Here is a 15,621-nt window from a genome sequence, read left to right as displayed (position 1 = left end):
CGGGTCAGGCGCCGCCCGCCGGCGCCTCGACCGCCGCCCGGAGTCGGCCGAGGCCCCTCTCGAAGTCCGGGCCCACCATGGCGTCCATCGACCTGACCATGCCCATCAGCCGGACGGCGAGCGTCCGGCGACCGAGCATCGTCCAGGTGACCCGCGAGCCGCCGGAGTCGGGGGCGATGGCGAAGATGATCTCGTCGTGGGCCTTGAACGGCTTCTCGAAGACCAGGTCGATGCGCACCCGGGAGGGCTCGGCGGCCTCGACGACGGTCATCCGGCCCGCGCCGGCCTTGCGGTTGCCCGACCAGGCGTAGGCGGCGCCGACGCCGGACCCGGCGCCGGAGTACTCACGGCGCATGGCCGGGTCGATGTCCTCCCACGGCGACCACGCCGGCCAGCGGTGGAAGTCGACGATCTCCTCGTACACGCGCTGGGGTGGAGCGGCGATCGTCGCCGACCTCTCGACGGTGTACGTGTCGGTCGCCATGGCGGCGGAGCGTAAGCGTCCGTCGGGACGTGGGCCACGGCTCCGTGCGGCGGTCACCCGGGGGCGTGCGCCGCCAGCCAGGCGGCCCGCCGGCGGGGCGAGGCCTGGGCCAGCCAGGCGTCCTGCACCACCTCGGCCAGCTCCTGCCGGGTGATCTCCCCCAGCCGGCTCGCCCGCACCAGCACCGACGGGTGGCCGTCGAAGTGCGGGGTGGTGAAGAACGGCGTCGACTCGTCCTGGACCAGGGCCAGCTTGTCGGCCTCGGACTCCACCCAGAACACGATCACGTCGGGCAGCTTCTCCCCCGTCGCCGGGTCCACGGCGTCCGGCCGCGGCGTCCGGAAGAAGACGAAGGACTTGCTCCCGACCTGGTAGACGGCGTTGCCCTTGCCGCCGTGGACGACGGTCACGTGCGGCATCGCCTGCGCGAGCTCGTGCACGTCCTCGACGCGCGCCGGCCGGTCAGCGGTCACGGCGGGCAGCGTAGGAGCGGACGCGGCGACGGCACAGCACAGAAATCCCCGCCGGAGCTGTCGTATCCGCGGGGCCGGTGACGACCACCGGGCGCGTCACCCACCACGGGTGGCGATCCGACGAGGAGGACGACGTGAGGTACGTGATCCTGATGCAGGTCGACCCGGCCGTGCTGGAGCAGCTCACCCAGGAGCAGCAGCAGGCGATCGGCGAGGGCCACGGCGCGTTCATGGCCGCCACCAAGGAGAGCGGCGAGTTCATCGCCACCCAGGCGCTGGGCGACCCGAGCCGGTCCAAGGTCGTCCGCGGCGGCGACCGCCCCGAGGTCACCGACGGCCCCTTCGTCGAGGCGAAGGAGTTCATGGGCGGCTTCTACCTGGTCGACGTCGAGGACGAGGCGCGCGCCGTCGAGCTCGCCCTGCAGATCCCCGACGCGCGGATCCCCGGCCTGGCCCTGGAGATCCGCCCGGTGGTGTTCGCCGACCTCGGCGACGGATGACCACCCCCGACGAGGGTCTGTGGCGCGAGCTGGCACCACAGACCCTCGCCCGGCTGCTGCGCACCTACGGCCGCGACCAGTTCGACCTCTGCGAGGACGCCGTCCAGGAGGCCCTCCTCGACGCGCACCGGCAGTGGGCCGCCGAGCCGCCCGGCGACCCGCGGGCCTGGCTGGTCGCGACCGCGCGCCGCCGGTACGTCGACCGGGTCCGCAGCGACGTCCGCCGGCGGGACCGCGAGGAGCGCGAGGCCCGGCTCGCCGCGCCGCTGCAGACCGCGGCGCAGCAGAGCGACGACGCCCTCCTGCTGCTCCGGCTCTGCTGCTCCCCCGACCTGCCGCGGCCGCAGCAGGTGGCCCTGACCCTGCGCGCCGTCGCGGGCCTCAGCACCGCGCAGATCGCCAACGCCTACCAGCTCCCCGAGGCGACCATCGCCCAGCGGATCACCCGCGCCAAGCGCCGGCTCGCCGAGGGCGGCGCGCTGCACCGGCCGGCAGCGCCGGGTGACCGGCTCGGGCCGGTGCTCGACGTCCTGTACGTCATGTCCACCGAGGCCCACCACACGACCACCGGCGCCCCGGCCCGCGACGCCGACCTCGCGGCGGAGGCCATCCACCTCGCCCGGCTGCTCCGGCGGGCGGTCCCCGGCTCCACCGAGGTCGCCGGGCTGCTCGCGCTCATGCTGCTCACCGAGGCCCGGCACCCCGCCCGGGTCGGCCCGGGCGGGCGGCTCGTCCCGCTCGACGAGCAGGACCGCACGCGGTGGGACGGCGCCCTGGTGGCCGAGGGCCTGGCGCTGCTCGACGCCGTGACCCCCGGCGCCGTCCCCGGCCCCTACCTGCTGCAGGCCTGCATCGCCGGGCTGCACGCCGCGGCGCCGGACACCGCCTCGACCGACTGGGCCGAGATCCACCTGCTCTACATGCTGCTCGAGCGGCTCACCGAGGGCCGCAACCCGACGGTCGCGCTCAACCGGGTCGTCGCCCAGGCGATGGTGGCGGGCCCGGCCGAGGCCTTGACCGCCCTCGACGCCCTGGTCGCGGAGCACCCCCGCCTGGCCCGCGTCGACGCCGTCCGGGCCCACCTGCTCGAACGGCTGGGCCGCACCGGGGAGGCCGCCGGCGCCTACCGCCGGGCGGTCGCGGCCACCGTCAACGTCGCCGAGCAGCGCCACCTCCGTGACCGGCTGCGCCGGCTGGAGGCGACCCGAGACTGACCGCCGGGCCCCCGGCCGTGCTGCGATGGCCGTGTCCGCCCGTTCCCGAGGAGGCGCGCACCGTGGAGCGGTCCTTCGTCGTCACCGGCGCCGCCCAGGGTGTCGGCCGGGCCATCGCGGAGGCGCTGGCCGCCGAGGGCGCGGTGGTCGTGCTCGACACCACCGAGCCCGCGTGGCAGCACGAGCAGGTCGAGTTCCTCGCCGGCGACGCCGCCGACCCCGCCGTCACCGTCCGCGCGGCCGAGCGCGCGGAGGCCGCCGCCCCGCTGACCGGCTGGGTGAACAACGCCGCCGTCTTCCGCGACGCCGACCTGCGCTCCGCGACCGCCGGCGAGGTGCTCGGGCTGATCACCGCGAACCTCGCGCTCGCCGTCACCGGCTGCTCCACCGCGGTGCACCACTTCCTCGCCCACGGCCGCGGCGGCGCGATCGTCAACGTCAGCTCACACCAGGCCCAGCGCCCGGTCCGCGGCGCGCTGCCCTACGCCACCGCCAAGGCCGCGGTCGAGGGCCTGACCCGGGCGGTGGCCGTCGACCACGGGCCCGACGGCATCCGCACCAACGCCGTGGCGCTCGGCTCGATCAGCACCGCCCGCTCCGAGCGGTACCGCGCCGAGCACCCGGAGGTCGACGCGCAGATGGCCGACCTGCACCCGGTCGGCCGCGCCGGGACGCCCGCGGAGGTCGCCGCCGCCGTCGTCTTCCTGCTCTCCCCCGCCGCCGGCTTCGTCAACGGCGCGGTGCTGCCGGTCGACGGCGGCCGCGCGGTCAACGGACCCGACCCCGAGGCGCGCTGACGGCCGGGTGCGGATCAGGTCGGGCGGCCCAGCCAGCGCAGCACGGCCAGCACGCGCCGGTGGTCGTCGTCGGACTCGTCGATGCCCAGCTTGAGCATGATGTGCGCGATGTGGGTCTCCACCGTCTTGAGCCCCACGAACAGCGCGGTGGCGATCCCGCGGTTGGACCGGCCCTCGGCCATCAGCCGCACGACGTCGCGCTCCCGCTCGGTGAGGGTGTCCAGCGCCCGCAGGGTGTCGCGCTGGGCCGACAGGACGGCGACCAGCTCGGGGTCGACCACCGACCCGCCGGCGGCGACGGTGCCGACCGCGTCGGCCAGCGCCCGCTCGTCGGCGACGCGCTCCTTGAGCAGGTAGCCGGTGCCGCGCCCGGCCGCGAGCACGCGCAGCGCCGAGGGCACCGACACGTACATCGACAGCAGCAGCACGCCCACCGGAGACCCCCGCGCGCGCAGGGTCTCCAGCGCCCGGACCCCCTCGTCGGTGTGCGTCGGCGGCATCCGGATGTCGACCACCGCGGCGTCCAGGGAGTCGGCTGCGGCCACGGCGAGCAGGTCCTCGGCCGTGCCCACCGCCGCGACGACGTCCAGCCCGCAGCTGTCCAGCACCTGGCTGACGCCCCGGCGGACCAGCACGGAGTCGTCGGCGACCGCGACGCGCAGGCTCACGGCTCCGCCCGGGGCAGGCCGGCCGGCTCCGCGGCCGGCGCCGGCCGCGGCGCGGGGACGGCGGCCGCGAGCGGGAGGACGACGGTGAGCCGGGTGCCGCGCGCCGGTGGGCTGTCCACGCGGAGGGAGCCGCCGACGGCCTCGACCCGGTCGGCGAGCCCGCGCAGCCCGGAGCCGTCCGGGTCGGCCCCGCCGGTGCCCCCGTCGACCACCGTCACCTCCAGCCGGTCACCGTCGGCGCGGGCCCGGACCGAGCAGGAGGCGGCCAGGGAGTGCTTGGCCGCGTTGGTCAGCGCCTCGGCGGCGGTGAAGTACGCCGTCGCGGCGACCACCTCGGGCAGCGCGGCGGGCACGTCGACGTCCACCTCCACCGGCAGGGGGCTGCGCGCGGCGAGCTCCCGCAGCGCCGGCTCCAGCCCGCCCTCGGTGAGGACGCTGGGGTGGATGCCGCGCGCCAGCTCGCGCAGCGACCCCAGCGCCTGCGCCAGCTGGTCCGCGGCGTCGGCCAGCTGCCCGGTCAGCGCGTCGTCCCCGCGGGCGCGGGCCTGGGCGTGCGCGATCCGCAGGCTCACGGCCAGCGCCACCAGCAGCTGCTGGGAGCCGTCGTGCAGGTCCCGCTCGATGCGCCGGCGGGCGGCGTCCCCGGCCTCCACGATGCGCGCTCGGGACTGCTGCACCTCGCGCAGCGACGCCTGCAGGTCGCGGGTGAGCCGCTCGTTGTCGGCCGCCAGCCGCAGCGCCGCGGCCAGCGACTCCAGCAGGGGGCGGCTCTCCGCGAGCGCCGGGTCGTGGAGCACCAGCGCCACCGGCCGCTCCGCCGTCCCCACCAGCAGCCGGGCCAGGTCGGGGTCGAGCCGGTCGGGGTCGACCCGCCGCCCGGCGCTGTCGCGGTGCACCCGGTCCCCGTCGTCCCACCACAGCAGCCGCATCCGCGGGTCGCCGACCGCCGCGCCGAGCGCCTCCTCCCACGCCGCCCGGTCCGGCCCGCCGCCGGCGGCCGCCACCAGGTCGACGACCCGGCCGCGCATCGCCCGCAGGTGCACCAGGCCGGCGACGTAGGCCAGCGGGATGGCGCAGATGATCGGTTGCTCCAGGTACTGCGAGTTGACGCCCCAGACCTCGATGCCGAAGAACGCCTGCAGGTCGAAGCCGAGGCTGAGCGCGGTCCAGGCGGCGAAGGCCAGCGGCATGAGGAAGGCCACCGAGCGCAGCGGCGCGCTGCTGCGCGCCCAGCGGACCAGGACCAGGACCAGCGCCGCGGCGTAGAGCACGGCGTGCATCCACTGCCCGGTGACCTCGTGCAGCGTCGCCATGAGCTCGGGGTCGGCGGGCAGCGCCAGGGGGTTGGGGACGCAGTCGCACCAGCCCCAGGTGCCGGCGTCGATGAAGAAGGCGCGGAGCAGCGACCGTCCGGTGTAGAGCAGCAGCAGCCCGGCGACCACGGCCCGGGCCCACACGTCGCCCAGCCGGCCGCGGGGGTAGGCCAGCGCGATCCAGGGCGCGAGCGCGTCGACCCACCCCTGCAACGCGAACAGCAGCGACCAGGACGCGTGCTCGGACATGAGGGACAGGCCCAACGTGCCGACGAAGCGGGAGTAGGCGACGGCGAGCATGAGGACGGCGGGCGTGCGGCGCGGCGACAGCCGCCACACCAGCGCCGCGCAGACGGCGTAGACGATCCCGACGGCGGCGTCGAACACCTGGTAGCCCAGCTGGGGCCGGAACGCGCTGGTGGCGAACGGGATCTGCCCCAGGACGTTGCCGACGACGGCGACGACGACCCCGCCGGCGAACAGGGCGTCGACCGGCCGCGGCCGGTGACCGGTCCGGACGAGCGTCATCCCAGCACCTCCCGCACCGCGGCCGGCGAGAGGTCCGCCTTGCTCAGGAACCCCTCGGCGCCGGACGCCTCCACCCGCCCGCCGTAGTCCCGGCGGTCCCGGCTGGAGATCAGCACCACGGCCGCCCCCGAGCGTTGCAGCACCGGCACCAGGTCGAAGCCCTCGCCGTCGGTCAGCATCACGTCGAGCAGCACCAGGTCGGGCCGCAGGTCGGCGGTGATCGCCACGCCCTCCGCGCTGCCGGCGGCGTCGCCGACCACGTCGAAGGCGTCCAGCGCGAGGAGCTCCCGGAGCCGGGCCCGGAAGCCGTCGTGGTCGTCGACGATGACGACACGGATCGCCACCGGGCCATCCTGGCCGCATCCGGCGACGCGCGGGTCAGGGACAGCCCTGATGTGGTCGCCCCGGCGCGGCGACAGCGTTGCGCCATGACCACTCCACGAGTCCTCCCCCGCCCCAGCACCCCGCTCCGCCGGTTCGGCACCACCGCGCTGGTCACCGCCGCCCTCCTGGGCGCCGGCGGCGCGGTCGCGGCGGCCGAACCGGCGCCGGCCGAACCGTCGTGCGCACAGGTCCTGGCCCGCGCCGCGCAGTGGCCGGGCAGCATCCGCGTCGACGGGCGGACCGTCCGCCTGTACTCCGACGCCTACAACAGCCGACTGGCCGCCTCGGCGGCCTGCACCCGCCCCGGCGTCTGACCGGCGACCGGGCCTGCTGACACGATGGCCGCGTGTGCACCGTCGTCGTCCGCAGGTCGCTGGGTCGGCCGGTGCAGGTCCTGGCGCTCCGCGACGAGTCCACCGCCCGGGAGTTCGACGACCCGGGCGCGTGGTGGCCGGAGCACCCGGACCTGGTCGGCGGCCGGGACCGCACCGCGGGCGGCACCTGGTGCGCCACGCACGTCGGCACCGGGACGACGGCGCTGCTGGTGAACCGGCCGGCCAAGCGGGAGGCCGACCCGGGCGCGCCCAGCCGCGGCGTGCTCCCCCTGCTGGCCGCCGAGCACGGCTTCGACTGGACCGAGCACCTCGACCTGCGCGGGATGGCCAGCTTCGCGCTGCTCCTCGTGACCCCCGACCGGGCCGTCACCTGGGACTTCGACGGCTCCGACGTCCGCACCACCGAGCACCCGCCCGGCACCCACATGCTGACCTCCGGCGGCCCCGAGGACCGCAAGGCCGACCGCTACCTGGCCGACTTCGCGGCCGCCGACCGTCCGGGGGACTGGCGGGCCCGGCTCGAGCCCCCGCAGGACGACCCCGGCGCCCTCGTCGTCCGGCACGAGGAGGACGGCCGGGTGTGGGCGACCGTCTTCGCCGAGCTGATCGAGGCGGCCCCCGGCGTGCTGCGCATCGAGCACAGCCGGCGGCCGTGGACCGGCGAGCCCTGGCAGGTCCTCGAGCTCGGCGGCTGACCTCAGGCGCCCGGCGGGCCCTCGAGCACCCGCGGCGCGTACTCGAGCAGCTGCAGCCGCCCGTCGAACAGGCGGTGCTCGACGAGGTCGAGCGCGACGTCGGGATAGCCGTCGAAGACGCGGTCGTTCCCGGTGGCGCCGGTGATGACCGGGAAGACCACCACCCGGTAGCGGTCGACGAGGCCGGCGGAGAGCAGCGACCGGCAGAGGCTGACGCTGCCCAGCGTGCGCAGCGGCCGCGACCCGTCGCGCTTCATCGCCCGGACGGCCTCGACCGCGTCGCCGCGGACCAGCTCGGTGTTGGCCCACGACAGCGGCTCCTCGAGCGTGGAGGAGAACACCACCTTGGGCATCGCCGTCAGCGCCGCCATGACCGCGTCCTCGGCCGGGGCCTCGGCGGCGAACCCGGACATCAGCCGGTAGGTCGTCGCGCCCATGAGGGTGGTGACCGGCTGGGCACCGTCGTCGTCGAGCCAGGCGAGGTACTCCGGGCCCTCCATCCCCCAGAAGCCGGGCCAGCCGTCCGCGCCCCCGTAGCCGTCCAGCGAGATGATGAAGTCGACCATCAGGTCCGGCATGGCGGTCCCCTCTCCGGCGTCGTCCGCTCCCCCGTTCCGACCGCGCGCGGGACGGGGACTCATCGCTCCGCCCGGCCCCTCCGCCGGACCGTGGGCCGACACCTCGTGCGCAGCCGGTGACCGCCGGCCCGGCAGGGTCGCCCGATCGGGTGAGCGCGGTTCCCCGACCGGCTCGCCCCGGGTAGTGGCGGCCGCGACATCGGCAGCCCGAGCAGACGGAGACCCCGCCATGAGCCAGGACACCTCGTACACCAGCCAGACCCCGGCCCCCGGCCGCACGCAGGGCAACGGGCTCGCCGTCGCCGGCTTCGTCTGCGGTCTCGTCGGCCTGCTGTTCTTCTCCGTCATCCTCGGCCCGCTGGCGATCGTCTTCGGCGGCATCGGCCTCAACCGCGCCAAGCGCGGCGCCCCGCACAAGGGCCTGGCCATCGCGGCCGTGGTCCTCGGCGTCGTCGACCTGCTGCTGTTCGTCCTCCTGGTGGTCGTCGCCGCCAACAACGGCGGGTCCTTCACCTTCAACGTCGGCTGACCCGACCGCGGTGACCGCCCTCCGCCCGGAGCTGTCGGAGGGGCAGGCCCGGCGCCTGCTCGTCGAGCGCACGGTGCTCGACGAGCAGGTGCGGGCCGCCCGCGACCGGGACCCGGGCTCCTGGGGCCTGCGGACCTGGCTCGGCCCGCTGGCCGCCCTGGCCGGCGTCCTCGTCCTGAGCCACGCCGCGGCGCTGTACGACGGGCCGGGCGGCACGGTCCTCGCGGTCGCCGTCCTCATCGGCGGCGAGCTCCTGCTGCTCGGCGCGCTCCTCGCCTCCGGCCGCCCGGTCGCGGCCCGTGCCGGCGGCTGGCGGGCGGCCTTCGGCCTCGACCGGGTCCGGAAGCGCGACTGGCTGCCCTGGCTGGTCGGCTTCCTCGTCATCTACGCCTGCCGGACGGCGGTCGTGTCCGTCGCCGCGGTGCTCAGCGACGGCCGCGCCCTGGAGGAGTCGTCGAACCTGCCGACCGGCGACCCCACGGTGCTCGGGGTCGTCGTGCTGGTCCTCGCGGCCGTCGTCCTCGCACCGGTCACCGAGGAGCTGATGTTCCGCGGCCTGCTGCTGCGCAGCTTCATGCGCCGGATGCGCTTCTGGCCGGCCGCGCTGCTGTCGTCGCTGCTGTTCGCGCTCTTCCACGTGCACCAGGTCGAGACGCTGCTCGGCGCGGTCACGCTCGCGCTGTCGGTCGGCGCGCTCGGGCTGGGCAACTGCTTCGTCGTCCGGATCACCGGGCGGCTCGCGCCGGCGATCATGGTGCACGCCACCTACAACGCCCTGGCGATCGGCATCGGCCTGGCACTGTCCGGCTGACGGCGGACCAGCCGGGCCGCGCCACCCGCAGACCGTCACCCGGCAGCGCTCCTGTCGCCGCCGGGCCCGACGGCAGCGCTGCGGGGTGAGGGCGAGCACCGGCCGCGCGGCTGGGTAGGGACGGCGGCATGGCGATGCGCAACGCGGCGGTCGCGGCCGCCGGCACCTGGGTCGACCCCGACGACGGGATCCGCTACCCCGCGGGCGAGGTGCACGCCTGGGAGCGCGGCCGCAACGAGACCGTCTGCGGCCTGGCGCTGAGCAAGTCGGGTCTGAGCCGCTTCCCGCACGTCAGCTGGGCCGACGTGCAGCCGGAGTCCGGCCGGCACGCGGAGGAGGTGGCCGAGGTCTGCCGCCGCTGCCGCGCCGGCATGGGCGCCCGCCGCGACGAGCGCGGCTGGACCCGCACCAACCCGCGCCCCTAGCCGGCGACCACCCGCTCAGCCACGGCCGGCCTCCGCGCTGCCGCGGAACAGCTCCCGGGCCTCCTCGGCGCCGTCCAGCGGCCGGTTGACCCGGCTGGTGACCCGCCACCCGTCCGGTCCGCGGCGGAAGTCCCACTCGTTGGCCGACAGCCGGAAGACGACGAAGTGCCCCTCCTCCGGCCGCCACTGCACGTTCAGGGCGTGGTTCCAGCCGCGCGCCTCGTCGCCGTCCAGCTCGACGTGCAGCGGGGTCAGCACGTGCCCGGCGCCGCGGCGGATCAGGTCCTGGTGCCCGCCGGCGACCATGCCGGCGATCTCCTCCCGGCCGGTCCACACCGCGTACGGCGGCGCGGCGTAGACGCCGTCCTCCGTCCAGAGCGCGGCCGCCCGCTCCGGGTCGCCGACGTCGACCGCCGGCCCGTACCGGGCGGCCAGCCGGGCGATCTCCTCGCGGTCCTCCAGCGCGCGCACCCGGGCGGCCAGCACCGCCACCTCGGCCCGCAGGTCGTCGGGGGAGGTCATCGGGCGGCCACGAACTCGTGCCGGGCGCCCTGGAAGTCCGCGGGGTCGATCGCGAAGCCGCCGGAGACGCAGCCCTCCTCGGTCACCCGCAGGCCCTTCTCCGCGAAGAACGCCCGTGCCCGGCCGAGGTCCTCGACCGCCCACACCAGCGCGTACACGCCCGAGGTGGGTGGCCGGACGAACGCCCCCAGCACGCCGTCGTCCGCGTCGGGCTGGATCAGCGCCACGTGCGCGTCGCCGAGCCGCAGCAGCACCCGCCGGGCCGGCTGGGGCGCGGTGAGCCGGCCCTCGTCGAGCACCTCGCCGTCGACGTAGGTGGTGAACAGGTGCCGGGCCCGCTCCAGGTCGCCGACGACGCAGGCGATGTGGTCCAGCCGCAGCAGCGACGACGGCGTCCCCTCCGCCCAGTCCGGCCGCCAGTTGCGCCGGTCGTGGGGGTCGTTGGGCAGCGCGACGTCGCAGGCCTCGAGCAGGATCCCGCCGGTCGACTCGGGCCGGACGTAGAAGAACATCCCGTAGTTGGAGGCCAGCGTGTAACCGTCGGCCTCGAGCCGCGCGGCGACGTCCGGGCAGTCCTCGATCCGCAGCTCGAACGAGTGCCAGCCCTCCCCGTACCGGGCGAGGTAGCGCGCGTAGGGCTTGGACAGGTCGTCGGCGTGCCGCGGCGCCATCGGCTCGATCATGTGGTCGGTGACGTACAGCAGCGCCATGTCCCGGTCCTCGGGCTCGAAGTAGCCCTCGGCGAAGACAAGCCCGCCCAGCAGGTCCTGGTACCGCATGCGGCAGGCGTCGATGTCCCGGACGGCGTGGATGGTGTGCACCACCCGCTTGACCCGGGCGGGCGCCCGCGTGGCCGACGCGGCGGTCACCGCGCCAGGCCGGGCAGCGCCGCGGTGGCCTCCTTGGCCACCTCCAGCGGCGAGATCACCGTCTGGATGCCCGAGGCCAGGCCGGCCACGACGTCGGTCCGCAGCCGGGAGAGGAACTGCGTGGAGATCTGCCAGGCGCCGTCGGTCAGCCGGTAGGTCTCGTGGTAGTAGCCGTAGCCCTGGATCGGGGTGTCGGGGAAGCCGACGTAGTCGAACATCGGCCACAACCCGGAGGCGGTGGTCGGCGACAGCAGCTCCAGCACCGGGGCGTGGAACTGGTGCACGGTCGGCACGGTGCCGATCTGGGACTCCACCATCGCCACGAACTCCTTGCGGCCCTCGATCGCCATGCCGCCCTCGGTCGCCCAGCGGAAGTCCTCGGTGAACAGCTCCGCCCAGGCCTCCCACTGCTTGGTGTCCAGCAGGTACGAGTAGCGCGCCTTGACCTGGCGCAGGGCCTCGAGGGTGGCGAGCTCGTCGGGCGTGTAGGAGGTCATGGCCGCCGATCCTGACCGCGCCCCGGTCCTGTGGCAAGGGTCACGGTAGGCCGCTCGGCACCCCCATACTGGCCGCCCGTCCCCGAGGGAGGTCTGCGTGGCCGAGCCGTACCGCGTCGGTGTCCTGAACGACATGGCGGCCGGCCCCGGCGGCCCGGCCGGCGACCCCGGCGACCTGCTGCGCGTGGCCGTCGACGAGCTGCTGGAGGCCGGCCGGCTGGACCGCGACGTCGAGTTCGTCCCCGCCTGGGGGCTCGGCCTCCCGGAGGGGACGGCGGCGGCCGTGGAGCGGGCCTACGCCCGGCTGGCCGACGACGACGTGCTGCTCGTCGTGGGCCCGGCGATCGGGGACAACTCCCTGGTCGTGACCCCGCTGGCGCAGCGGTACCGGCTGCCGACGATCAACTGGGCGGGCACCGAGCGCGGCCGCGGCGAGTACATGTTCCAGCTCCAGGTCGGCTCGCACGAGGACGAGTCGCTGGTCATCGCCCGCCACCTGCACGAGGTCGGCGCGCGGCGGGTCGGCGTCGTGTACGACCGCTCCCCCATCGGCCGCCGGCACCTGACCTTCCTGCAGGACGAGGCCGACGTGCTGGGCGTGCGGCTGTCCGGCACCGCGGGCGTCGCCGTCTCGGCCGCGGACGCCGCCGACGAGGTGGGCGCGGTCCTGGCCGGCGCGGACGCCGTCGTCTACCTGGGCCTGGGCCTGGCCGCGCCGGCCGTCGCCCGGGCGGTCACGGCCGCGGGGTTCGCCGGGCCGAAGGTGATGAACACCTGCGGCCTGCGCGGCTACGCGCCCGACGTCGCGCGGGTGATCGACGGCTGGGTGTACGTGGACATGCACTCCGACCGGAACACCACGCTGACCGCCCTGCGCCGGCGGCTGGGACCGGCCGACCGGCCGGGCTTCGGCGTCGCCTACCAGTACGACATGGGCCGGCTGGTCGCCGAGGGGCTCGCCCGCGCGCCGGAGCGCACCCGGGAGGGCGTGCGCGAGGGGCTCGAGGCGGTCAAGTGGCTGCCCGCCGCGCAGGGCCACGAGGGCACGCTGCTCGGCTTCGGTCACCACGACCGCGGCGCACTGCACGGCCGCTACCTGGTGCTGCGGCAGTGGCGGGACGGCGCCACGGTCGAGCTGTGACCGTCGAGGTGCCGGCCGGGGGGACGACGTTCTCCTGCGCCGGGCACGGGGCCGGGCGCCTGGTGCTCGTGCTGCACGGCGGGGGCGTCGACCACCGGGAGGCCGAGGCCTGCTTCGAGCCGGCGCTGGCCGGCGTCCCCGGGCTGCGCCGGGTCTACCCCGACCTGCCCGGCATGGGCCGCACCCCGGCCCCGGAGACGCTGCGCGGCGCCGACGACGTGGTCGGCGCCCTGCTCGACCTCGCCGACCGGCTCTCCGGCGGGACGCCGTACCTGCTGGCCGGCCACTCGGCCGGCGGCTACCTCGCGCTGGGGATGGCCGACCGGCGGCCGGAGCAGGTCGCCGGCCTGGCGCTGGTCTGCCCGCTGCTGGCCGGCGTGCACGACGTGCCCGGGCACCGCGTCGTCGCCGGGGCGGGCGATCTGGGCGACGAGGACTTCCGGAGCTACTTCGTGGTGCAGACGCCGGAGATGCTCGAGCGGTACCAGCGGTTCGTCGCCCCGTCCCTCGCCCTGGTCGACGAGGCGGCGATGGAACGGATCGGCGCGCGGTGGGGGCTCACCCCCGCGCCCGGCGGCCCCTACCCCGGGCCGACGGCGGTCGTGGCCGGCCGGCTGGACTCGACGGTCGGGTACGCGGCGGCCGCCGAGCTCGCCGGCCGGCTCCCGGACGCGTCGCTGGCCGTGGTCGACGACGCCGGCCACGCCCTGCCGCACGAGCGGCCGGACGTGCTGCGCGCCCTGCTGGGCGAGTGGCTCGCCCGCGCCGGGCACGCGGGCTGAGCCGTCCGGCGCCGCCGGTCCGCGAGATCCCCCGCGCGAGGGAGTCGGGTGGCCAGGGGCGCTTGGGAGGATCGCCGGGTGACCGGCCTCCCCCGTGACTGGCGGCGCCAGTGGGCCGACCACCCGCGGGTGGTCGACGCGCTGCTGGCGGTGGTCGTGCTGGTGGTCTCGCTGCAGCCGCTGCTGCGCCCGGCCTCCTGCGGCTGCCCGCCGACGCCGTGGTGGGGGTACGCGGTGGTGGCCGGCCAGTGCCTGCCGCTGGTGTGGCGCCGCCGGTTCCCGTTCACCGTCAGCCTGGTCTGCGGCGCGCTCACCGCCGTCCAGGGGCTCAGCGACCTGCCCGACCCGGCGGTCTACTTCGCCGGGCTGGTCGCCATGTACAGCGTCGCGGCGCACGCCACCCGGCGGCTGGCCCTGCTCGCCGCCGGCATCGCGACGGTGAGCATCGCCGCCGCCCTGCTGTCCGATCCGTCGGCCACCGACCTCGAGGACGTCACGATCCTCTACCTGACCTTCGCCGCCGCCTGGCTGCTGGGGGACGCCGCCCGCAGCCGGTGGCTCGCCGAGGCCCGCGCCGAGGAGCGCGCCGCGTCGCTGGAGCGGACCCGGGCGGCGGAGGCGCGGCAGGCCGTGGTCGAGGAGCGCAACCGCATCGCCCGGGAGATGCACGACGTGCTCGCCCACTCGGTCAGCATGATGGTCGTGCAGGCCGAGGCCGGGCCGGTCGTCGTCGAGCGGGACCCGCAGCGCGCCGTCCAGGCGTTCGACGCGATCAGCGCGACCGGGAAGGCGGCGCTGACCGAGCTGCGCCGGATGCTCGGCGTGCTGCGCGAGGACGAGGCCGGCCCGCTGGCGCCCCAGCCGGGCCTGGCCCGGCTGCCCGAGCTGGTCGCGTCGGTGCGCGCTGCCGGGGTGGACGTCGACCTGCGCGTGCCCGACCCGCTCCCGCAGGCCCCGCCGGCGCTGGACCTGGCCGGCTACCGGATCGTGCAGGAGGCGCTCACCAACGTGGTCAAGCACGCCGGCCCGGCCCGCGTCGTCGTCACCGTCGAGGCCTCGGCCGACCGGCTGCGCCTCGACGTCACCGACGACGGGCTCGGCGGCGCCGCGCCGCCCGGCGCCGGCCGGGGGCTGGTCGGCATGCGGGAGCGGGCCGCCGCCGTCGGCGGCTCGGTGACCGCCGGCCCCGGACCGGACGGCGGCTGGCGGGTCACCGCCGACCTGCCGCTGGCCGCGGTGCCGCAGCGGTGACCCGCGTCCTGCTGGCCGACGACCAGGGACTGGTCCGGGCCGGGTTCCGCATGATCCTCGAGGCCCAGGACGACCTGGTCGTCGTCGGGGAGGCCGGCGACGGCGAGGAGGCGGTCGCCCTGGCCCGACGGGAGCGGCCCGACGTCGTCCTCATGGACATCCGCATGCCGCGGCTGGACGGCATCGCCGCGACCCGCGCCGTCGTCGCCGACTCCCCCGCCACCCGGGTGCTCGTGCTCACCACCTTCGACCTCGACGAGTACGTGTACGCGGCGCTGGAGGCCGGGGCCAGCGGCTTCCTGCTCAAGGACGTCGGCCGTGACGACCTCGTCGCCGCCGTGCGCGTGGTGGCCGCCGGGGACGCGCTGCTGGCGCCCTCGGTCACCCGGCGGCTGCTGGCCGACTTCGTCCGCGCCCGCCCCGCCCCGGCGGCCCCCGTCCCGGCCGGCCCGCTGACCGCCCGCGAGCAGGAGACCCTCGAGCTGCTGGCCCGCGGGCTGTCCAACGCCGAGATCGCCACCCGGCTGGTGGTCAGCGAGCACACGGTGAAGACGCACGTCGGCAACGTGCTGATGAAGCTCGGGCTGCGCGACCGGATCCACGCGGTCATCCACGCCTACGAGCACGGGATCGTCCGCCCCGGCACCTGACGCCGCCCCTCCCCGGCCACGATCAGCTCACCTGATCGTGCGGCGTCCTCCCTCACGGTGCGCGGTGAGGGAGGACGCGCTGCGGTGAGGGAGGACGCGCTGCGGTGAGGGAGGACGGCGGCCGGTTCCTCCTCGGGCGGGAGGGCGCCGCCGGTCCTCCCCCGCGCGGGGGAGG

At 76.3% G+C, this 15,621-nt stretch carries 21 protein-coding genes; 12 read left to right on the top strand and 9 right to left on the bottom strand.

The window, feature by feature from the left end; translation table 11 throughout:
- Positions 1 to 4 precede the first annotated feature (4 nt).
- Both ACI79F_RS05050 and ACI79F_RS05045 read right to left on the bottom strand, forming a co-directional pair.
- On the bottom strand, positions 5 to 484 hold the full coding sequence (locus ACI79F_RS05050) for an SRPBCC family protein (protein WP_456543950.1): 480 nt from the start codon (positions 482 to 484) through the stop codon (positions 5 to 7).
- A gap of 53 nt (positions 485 to 537) precedes the next feature.
- The gene (locus ACI79F_RS05045; protein WP_456543951.1) at positions 538 to 957 is read right to left on the bottom strand and encodes an MmcQ/YjbR family DNA-binding protein; all 420 of its coding nucleotides are present in this window, start codon (positions 955 to 957) and stop codon (positions 538 to 540) included.
- Between the two features lie 134 nt (positions 958 to 1,091).
- Between ACI79F_RS05045 and ACI79F_RS05040 the strand changes: the two genes are divergently transcribed.
- The 3 genes from ACI79F_RS05040 (at position 1,092) to ACI79F_RS05030 (ending at position 3,468) form a co-directional block, all read left to right on the top strand.
- A complete protein-coding gene (locus tag ACI79F_RS05040) occupies positions 1,092 to 1,457 on the top strand; it encodes a YciI family protein (RefSeq protein WP_456543952.1) in 366 nt (121 codons plus the stop codon).
- Positions 1,454 to 2,671: an RNA polymerase sigma factor gene (locus ACI79F_RS05035; RefSeq protein WP_456543953.1), complete on the top strand. Its 1,218-nt coding sequence runs from the start codon at positions 1,454 to 1,456 to the stop codon at positions 2,669 to 2,671. The genes ACI79F_RS05040 and ACI79F_RS05035 overlap by 4 nt, the downstream gene beginning before the upstream one ends.
- Positions 2,672 to 2,733: 62 nt before the next feature.
- Positions 2,734 to 3,468 (top strand): SDR family NAD(P)-dependent oxidoreductase, encoded by a 735-nt coding sequence (locus tag ACI79F_RS05030; RefSeq protein WP_456543954.1) that lies wholly within the window; start codon positions 2,734 to 2,736, stop codon positions 3,466 to 3,468.
- Positions 3,469 to 3,482: 14 nt separating this feature from the next.
- Here the strand turns inward: ACI79F_RS05030 and ACI79F_RS05025 are convergent, their stop codons facing one another.
- From ACI79F_RS05025 to ACI79F_RS05015, 3 genes are read right to left on the bottom strand one after another with little or no spacing between them, the layout of a single operon-like run.
- Positions 3,483 to 4,136 (bottom strand): response regulator transcription factor, encoded by a 654-nt coding sequence (locus ACI79F_RS05025; RefSeq protein WP_456578883.1) that lies wholly within the window; start codon positions 4,134 to 4,136, stop codon positions 3,483 to 3,485.
- Positions 4,133 to 5,977 carry a histidine kinase gene (locus ACI79F_RS05020; protein ID WP_456578882.1) on the bottom strand — a complete coding sequence of 615 codons (1,845 nt, stop codon included), beginning with the start codon at positions 5,975 to 5,977 and terminating at the stop codon, positions 4,133 to 4,135. The genes ACI79F_RS05025 and ACI79F_RS05020 overlap by 4 nt, the downstream gene beginning before the upstream one ends.
- Positions 5,974 to 6,321 carry a response regulator gene (locus tag ACI79F_RS05015; RefSeq protein ID WP_456543955.1) on the bottom strand — a complete coding sequence of 116 codons (348 nt, stop codon included), beginning with the start codon at positions 6,319 to 6,321 and terminating at the stop codon, positions 5,974 to 5,976. Before ACI79F_RS05015 ends, ACI79F_RS05020 begins: the two co-directional genes overlap by 4 nt.
- Before the next feature lie 84 nt (positions 6,322 to 6,405).
- On the opposite strand from ACI79F_RS05015, the gene ACI79F_RS05010 reads away from it, so the two are divergent.
- Positions 6,406 to 6,675, top strand: coding sequence for a hypothetical protein (locus ACI79F_RS05010; RefSeq protein WP_456543956.1), 270 nt, complete (start codon positions 6,406 to 6,408; stop codon positions 6,673 to 6,675).
- A gap of 32 nt (positions 6,676 to 6,707) precedes the next feature.
- Entirely contained in the window at positions 6,708 to 7,391 is a 684-nt protein-coding gene (locus tag ACI79F_RS05005) for an NRDE family protein (protein ID WP_456543957.1), read from the top strand.
- Between the two features lie 2 nt (positions 7,392 to 7,393).
- On the opposite strand, the gene ACI79F_RS05000 is transcribed toward ACI79F_RS05005, so the two are convergent.
- Entirely contained in the window at positions 7,394 to 7,969 is a 576-nt protein-coding gene (locus ACI79F_RS05000) for a dihydrofolate reductase family protein (protein WP_456543958.1), read from the bottom strand.
- A gap of 229 nt (positions 7,970 to 8,198) precedes the next feature.
- Here ACI79F_RS05000 and ACI79F_RS04995 point away from each other — a divergent pair, with 229 nt between their 5' ends.
- The 3 genes from ACI79F_RS04995 (at position 8,199) to ACI79F_RS04985 (ending at position 9,734) form a co-directional block, all read left to right on the top strand.
- On the top strand, positions 8,199 to 8,498 hold the full coding sequence (locus ACI79F_RS04995; protein ID WP_456543959.1) for a DUF4190 domain-containing protein: 300 nt from the start codon (positions 8,199 to 8,201) through the stop codon (positions 8,496 to 8,498).
- Between the two features lie 10 nt (positions 8,499 to 8,508).
- Complete coding sequence (locus ACI79F_RS04990; RefSeq protein WP_456543960.1) at positions 8,509 to 9,309, top strand: CPBP family intramembrane glutamic endopeptidase; 801 nt, start codon at positions 8,509 to 8,511, stop codon at positions 9,307 to 9,309.
- 128 nt (positions 9,310 to 9,437) lie between these two features.
- The gene (locus tag ACI79F_RS04985) at positions 9,438 to 9,734 is read left to right on the top strand and encodes a hypothetical protein (protein ID WP_456543961.1); all 297 of its coding nucleotides are present in this window, start codon (positions 9,438 to 9,440) and stop codon (positions 9,732 to 9,734) included.
- A gap of 15 nt (positions 9,735 to 9,749) precedes the next feature.
- On the opposite strand, the gene ACI79F_RS04980 is transcribed toward ACI79F_RS04985, so the two are convergent.
- Genes ACI79F_RS04980 through ACI79F_RS04970 form a run of 3 tightly spaced genes read right to left on the bottom strand, consistent with a single transcriptional unit; the run spans position 9,750 to position 11,622 of the window.
- Positions 9,750 to 10,256, bottom strand: coding sequence for a nuclear transport factor 2 family protein (locus tag ACI79F_RS04980; RefSeq protein ID WP_456543962.1), 507 nt, complete (start codon positions 10,254 to 10,256; stop codon positions 9,750 to 9,752).
- A complete protein-coding gene (locus ACI79F_RS04975; RefSeq protein ID WP_456543963.1) occupies positions 10,253 to 11,125 on the bottom strand; it encodes a VOC family protein in 873 nt (290 codons plus the stop codon). The genes ACI79F_RS04980 and ACI79F_RS04975 overlap by 4 nt, the downstream gene beginning before the upstream one ends.
- Positions 11,122 to 11,622, bottom strand: a complete 501-nt coding sequence (locus ACI79F_RS04970; protein ID WP_456543964.1) for a nuclear transport factor 2 family protein — start codon at positions 11,620 to 11,622, stop codon at positions 11,122 to 11,124. The genes ACI79F_RS04975 and ACI79F_RS04970 overlap by 4 nt, the downstream gene beginning before the upstream one ends.
- Positions 11,623 to 11,719: 97 nt before the next feature.
- On the opposite strand from ACI79F_RS04970, the gene ACI79F_RS04965 reads away from it, so the two are divergent.
- The 4 genes from ACI79F_RS04965 to ACI79F_RS04950 all read left to right on the top strand — a co-directional run bounded on the left by ACI79F_RS04965 (position 11,720) and on the right by ACI79F_RS04950 (position 15,446).
- On the top strand, positions 11,720 to 12,763 hold the full coding sequence (locus ACI79F_RS04965) for an ABC transporter substrate-binding protein (protein ID WP_456543965.1): 1,044 nt from the start codon (positions 11,720 to 11,722) through the stop codon (positions 12,761 to 12,763).
- Complete coding sequence (locus ACI79F_RS04960; protein ID WP_456543966.1) at positions 12,760 to 13,545, top strand: alpha/beta fold hydrolase; 786 nt, start codon at positions 12,760 to 12,762, stop codon at positions 13,543 to 13,545. Before ACI79F_RS04965 ends, ACI79F_RS04960 begins: the two co-directional genes overlap by 4 nt.
- A 78-nt stretch (positions 13,546 to 13,623) precedes the next feature.
- Positions 13,624 to 14,796 carry a sensor histidine kinase gene (locus ACI79F_RS04955; RefSeq protein WP_456543967.1) on the top strand — a complete coding sequence of 391 codons (1,173 nt, stop codon included), beginning with the start codon at positions 13,624 to 13,626 and terminating at the stop codon, positions 14,794 to 14,796.
- The gene (locus ACI79F_RS04950; protein ID WP_456543968.1) at positions 14,793 to 15,446 is read left to right on the top strand and encodes a response regulator; all 654 of its coding nucleotides are present in this window, start codon (positions 14,793 to 14,795) and stop codon (positions 15,444 to 15,446) included. The genes ACI79F_RS04955 and ACI79F_RS04950 overlap by 4 nt, the downstream gene beginning before the upstream one ends.
- Positions 15,447 to 15,621: the final 175 nt, after the last annotated feature.

The sequence above is a fragment of the Blastococcus sp. SYSU D00868 genome (genome assembly GCF_054050575.1).
Note: the sequence above shows the minus strand (reverse complement) of the source record. Positions and strands in the feature narration are given on the sequence as shown.

Bases quoted from the DNA above. Each gene is read 5' to 3' on its own strand.
- ACI79F_RS05050 (WP_456543950.1), bottom strand. From the start codon at position 484: ATGGCGACCGACACGTACACCGTCGAGAGGTCGGCGACGATCGCCGCT.
- ACI79F_RS05035 (WP_456543953.1), top strand. From the start codon at position 1,454: ATGACCACCCCCGACGAGGGTCTGTGGCGCGAGCTGGCACCACAGACC.
- ACI79F_RS05020 (WP_456578882.1), bottom strand. From the start codon at position 5,977: ATGACGCTCGTCCGGACCGGTCACCGGCCGCGGCCGGTCGACGCCCTG.
- ACI79F_RS05010 (WP_456543956.1), top strand. From the start codon at position 6,406: ATGACCACTCCACGAGTCCTCCCCCGCCCCAGCACCCCGCTCCGCCGG.
- ACI79F_RS05000 (WP_456543958.1), bottom strand. From the start codon at position 7,969: ATGCCGGACCTGATGGTCGACTTCATCATCTCGCTGGACGGCTACGGG.
- ACI79F_RS04995 (WP_456543959.1), top strand. From the start codon at position 8,199: ATGAGCCAGGACACCTCGTACACCAGCCAGACCCCGGCCCCCGGCCGC.
- ACI79F_RS04985 (WP_456543961.1), top strand. From the start codon at position 9,438: ATGGCGATGCGCAACGCGGCGGTCGCGGCCGCCGGCACCTGGGTCGAC.
- ACI79F_RS04980 (WP_456543962.1), bottom strand. From the start codon at position 10,256: ATGACCTCCCCCGACGACCTGCGGGCCGAGGTGGCGGTGCTGGCCGCC.
- ACI79F_RS04970 (WP_456543964.1), bottom strand. From the start codon at position 11,622: ATGACCTCCTACACGCCCGACGAGCTCGCCACCCTCGAGGCCCTGCGC.